The following is a 4,145-nucleotide window of genomic DNA, read 5'->3' as shown; positions in this document are numbered from 1 at the left end:
GTATGGATGCCGAGGTCGCGCCGGTCGCGCAGCAGGCCACACACCGCCGCCGGCAGCGTGCCGATCCCCATCTGCAGGCAGGCGCCGTCGTCGATCATCCCGGCGATGACCGCGGCGATCGCCTGCTCCTCGGGCGATGCTTCGCCGCAGGCGATTTCGGGGAGCGGGCGCGGGTTCTCGACGATGGCATCGACTTCGGAAACGTGGAGCAGCGAATCGCCGAACACGCGCGGCATCGCCGGGTTGACCTCGACGATCAGCCGCTTCGCCCGCCGCGCCGCGGTCGAGGTGTAGTCGTTGCTGGTGCCGAAGGTGAACCAGCCGTGGCGGTCCATCGGCGAGACGGTGGTGATGCAGGCGTCGAGCTCGACCCGGCGCTCGAACAGCGCCGGCGATTCGCTGAAGGCGATCGGCACGAACGCCACCGGACCGGGACCGCCGGCGGGTTCGGCGCGGATCAGCGCGCGCTCGATCCCGCTGAGGAACATGCAGTGCGGCCGCACCCGGTCGAGCAGTTCGCGGCGCAGGATCGTGGTGCCCGCCGCTTCGAGCGAATGGAAGTACCAGACGCGCAGCTGGTCGAGCGCGCCGGCGGCGACGCGCCGGGCCAGCGCGTCGAGCAGCGCCGGCGGTTCGGCCACCGCCATCCCCATCGCGATGTCCATGTCCGAGGTGATCGCCGCGACCGCCACGTCGGCAGGCACCAGCTTCGATTGATAGAGCGCCGCTACGTCCACCGTCTGTTTCCCCCTTGTGTGCGCCCGGGTGCGCGCCTGGATGCGCCTGGCATGCGCGGCCGGTTCTGCCGCGAATGCCGCCGACCGCGACCTGGCCGGTGACGCAGCGTCGAGGCCGGATCGACAGGCCGCCGTCCCGATCGTGCGGACCATGACAGCCTAATGCCATGCCGGCACCCAGATCACCTGTTCGCGCAAATTGCGTGACGCGCGCGGGAACATCGTGGTTGCGATACCGGGGTCTGGTAACTGTGGCCGGTACGCCACAGGTGCGGCTGAATTGCCGCGGACTTGGGGAAAATGCGGGCAATCCCGGTTGCGCCGGCAACAAAATTGCGAGAACGCCTTTCTCGTGATTGGCGCGGACAGGGCGCCATTCGCCACCCCGGCGCGCGCCGCGCGCAGGGGGTGAGGCCGTTTCCGGGCGCCGGACGGCCTTGTGTTCGGGAAATATCTGGCGAGGTCGTCGCGCTCCCATCCCGGGGGCGGCTGTGCCTTGTCATGCTCGAGAGGGACGAATTGTGAAGACGAAATCCAAGCTTGTGTATGCGGGCGTCAGCCTCGCGGCGATGGTGCTGCCGATGCTGGCGACCAGCGCCCATGCCGAAACCGCGGCGGCCCAACAGGCGCAGGCTGCCCCTGCCACCGCCGACGAGACCGCTTCGGGCAACGACCTCGGCGAGATCATCGTTTCGGCCCGCCGCCGCGACGAGCGCCTGCAGGACGTGCCGCTGACCGTCAGCGCGGTCCCCGCCGAATCGCTCGCCAAGCTGCAAATCCGTGAATTCCAGGACGTCGCGACGCTGGTTCCCGGCCTGACCCTGACCCCGGCCGCCGACGGCATCGCGCCGAGCGCCACGCTGCGCGGCGTCGACTACAACGTCAACACCAGCGGTTCGAACGGCACCGTCGATTTCTACATGAACGACGCGCCGATTCCCGCCGGCCAGCTGTTCCAGTCGCTGTTCGACGTCGGCCAGATCGAAGTGCTGCACGGGCCGCAGGGCACGCTGCGCGGGCTGGCCTCGCCGTCGGGCTCGATCACCGTCACCACCACCCGTCCGGACATGTACAAGATCGGCGGCTATGCCACCGGCACGATCAACTCGATCGGCGGGCAGAACATGAACGGTGCGGTGAACGTGCCGATCATCCCGGGCATGCTCGCGGTGCGCGTTGCCGGCGTCTATGACAGCAACGAAGCCAATCGCGTCACCAGCAAGAACGCACCCGGCCTCGATTCGTACAACCGCACGTATGGCGAGCGCATCACCGTCCGCTTCGACCCGCTGGAGAACGTCGACATCCAGGGCAGCTACCAGCACATGGTGGTCAAGAGCCAGTACTTCGACCAGGTCGAATCGGCGGCGCTCGCCACCGGTGGCGTGGTCAACGACACGCTGATCACCGCGCGCGACCGCCAGGGCGTGGAAAGCCGTCCGCGCCAGATCCACCAGGGCTTCGACGTGTTCCGCCTGCAGGCAGAATGGAAGTTCTCGGGGCAGAAGCTCAACTATGTCGGCGGCTGGCAGACCCAGGACGTGATCTCGCTCTATCCGGGCGATACCGGCGCGATCTTCATCGACAACGGCACTTACGCGGGCAACGCCAATGCCAACCCGCTGACCACGCTGAACATGTACAACTATGGCCAGTACACCGATTCGAAGGCCAAGTCGTACTCGCACGAACTGCGGCTTTCGTCCGACGAGCGCGTGCTGGGCATGTTCGATTACGTGGTCGGTGGCCTGATCAACCGCCAGGTGGCGCCGACCGACCTGACCGTGCCGCTGCCGGTGTTCGCCAGCGATCCGCCGACCGCCGCCAACTTCTTCGGCGTCAACGTCGTCGCCCAGTCGCAGGTGCGCAACCGTGCGCTGGAAAAGTCGCTGTTCGGCAACGTCACCGCGCACCTCGGTGAAAAGACCGAAATCTCGGGCGGCCTGCGCTACATCCACTTCGACAACTGGAGCAACCTGAGCCTCAGCCCGGAGCGGATCACCGTCCCCGGCGTGGCCGGCACGGTCGGTGTCGATAAGTTCAACGCGACGGTCTACTCGGGCTCGATCAAGCACCGCTTCAGCGACGACATCATGGCCTATGTCAGCACCGGCAGCTCGTGGCGCATCGGTTCGGGCACGACCGGCATCGTTCTCGCCAGCTCGGGCCAGACCGGCACGATCACCGACCCGGCGCTGAGCGCGCTCTATGCGATCACCCCGGAAAAGTCGCGTTCGTATGAAATCGGCGTGAAGACCGCCTGGCTCGGCAAGCGCCTGGTCGTCAACCTCGCCGCGTTCCACCAGGACTTCGACAACTTCATCGCCACCTCGCCGGCGGTGTACTTCGCCGCGCACCTCGCCAACGGCACTTATGCGGGCAACTATACCCGTACCGGTCTGGCGGTCGGGGTTCCGGCCAAGGTCGACGGCATCGAGGGCGAGATCAGCTATCGCGCCTCGTCGCAGTTCAACATCGGCGGGACGTTCTCGTACACCAAGGCGAAGATCAAGAACGGCCAGCTGCCCTGCACGCTGTTCGACGCCAACGGCAACCCGACGCTGCCGGCGGCGCCGGCGCAGATCAACATCTGCCCGGCGAACTATGCGGCCGGCTTCAACGCGCCGTTCACCGCGACGGTGCAGTCGGAGTACACCCATCCGCTGGCCGGGCACGAAGCCTACGTCCGCGGGCTGATGTCGTTCTATGGCAACGCCCAGAACCAGCCGACCAATCCGTATGACGACGTCAAGGCCTATGCCATCGTCAACGCCTTCGTCGGCCTGCGCGACAGCGCCGGTGGCTGGGAAGTCAGCGGCTACGTGAAGAACATCTTCAACACGCTGCGCGTGCTGACCCGCGACCAGGGCGCGCTGGTCGTGCCTTATGCCACCTTCACGGGTGCGGGTGCGGCGGTGTCCGACTATCGCGGCATCACCGTCAGCCAGCCGCGCGAATTCGGCATCAACCTGCGCGTGAACTTCGGTTCGCGCTGATCGGCACAAGCCGATCGGCAGAAGCCGATCGACTTGCCGGAAAACGACGGCTGGGGGGCAACCCCCGGCCGTTTTTTCGTGCCCGGCCGCCAGGCACGGAGGGCGTGAACCGGCGCGGCGCACCAAAAGAAACGCGCGGGAGGCGAACGGCTCCCCCCGCGCGTTCGTGCCTGCTTGCCGGCGGCCTGCGCCGCCGGCGCGATCGATCAGGCGGCCGGCTTCTTCGGCAGCGCGATCTCGGCGGTGCCGGTCGCCATCGTCTTGCCGAGCTGGTTCTTCATCAGCTGCTTGACGTGGACGAGGTGGCGGCCGTTCTCGTCAATCGACTTTTCCACGACCTCGGCGGTCTGGATGGTCACGTCGCCGGTCAGCGCCGGGCCGCGGTACGAGCAGTTCGAGTGCACGACCATGC

The 4,145-nt window shown here is 67.1% G+C and carries 2 protein-coding genes and 1 pseudogene; 1 reads left to right on the top strand and 2 read right to left on the bottom strand.

Going from position 1 to position 4,145, the window contains the following annotated elements; all coding sequences use genetic code 11:
• Window positions 1-737, bottom strand: a pseudogene (locus AC1P6P_RS18310) (4-hydroxybutyrate--acetyl-CoA CoA transferase); the annotation flags it as partial.
• Between the two features lie 521 nt (window positions 738-1,258).
• Between AC1P6P_RS18310 and AC1P6P_RS18305 the strand changes: the two are divergent.
• Entirely contained in the window at window positions 1,259-3,733 is a 2,475-nt protein-coding gene (locus AC1P6P_RS18305; protein ID WP_481403883.1) for a TonB-dependent receptor, read from the top strand.
• Window positions 3,734-3,939: 206 nt separating this feature from the next.
• On the opposite strand, the gene AC1P6P_RS18300 is transcribed toward AC1P6P_RS18305, so the two are convergent.
• On the bottom strand, window positions 3,940-4,145 hold a 206-nt coding region (locus AC1P6P_RS18300), incomplete at its 5' end, for a hotdog family protein (RefSeq protein WP_481403882.1).

This window comes from Rhizomicrobium sp. (assembly GCF_056722145.1).
The sequence above is the reverse complement of the archived record's forward strand: the minus strand, read 5'-3'. Positions and strand labels throughout refer to the sequence as shown.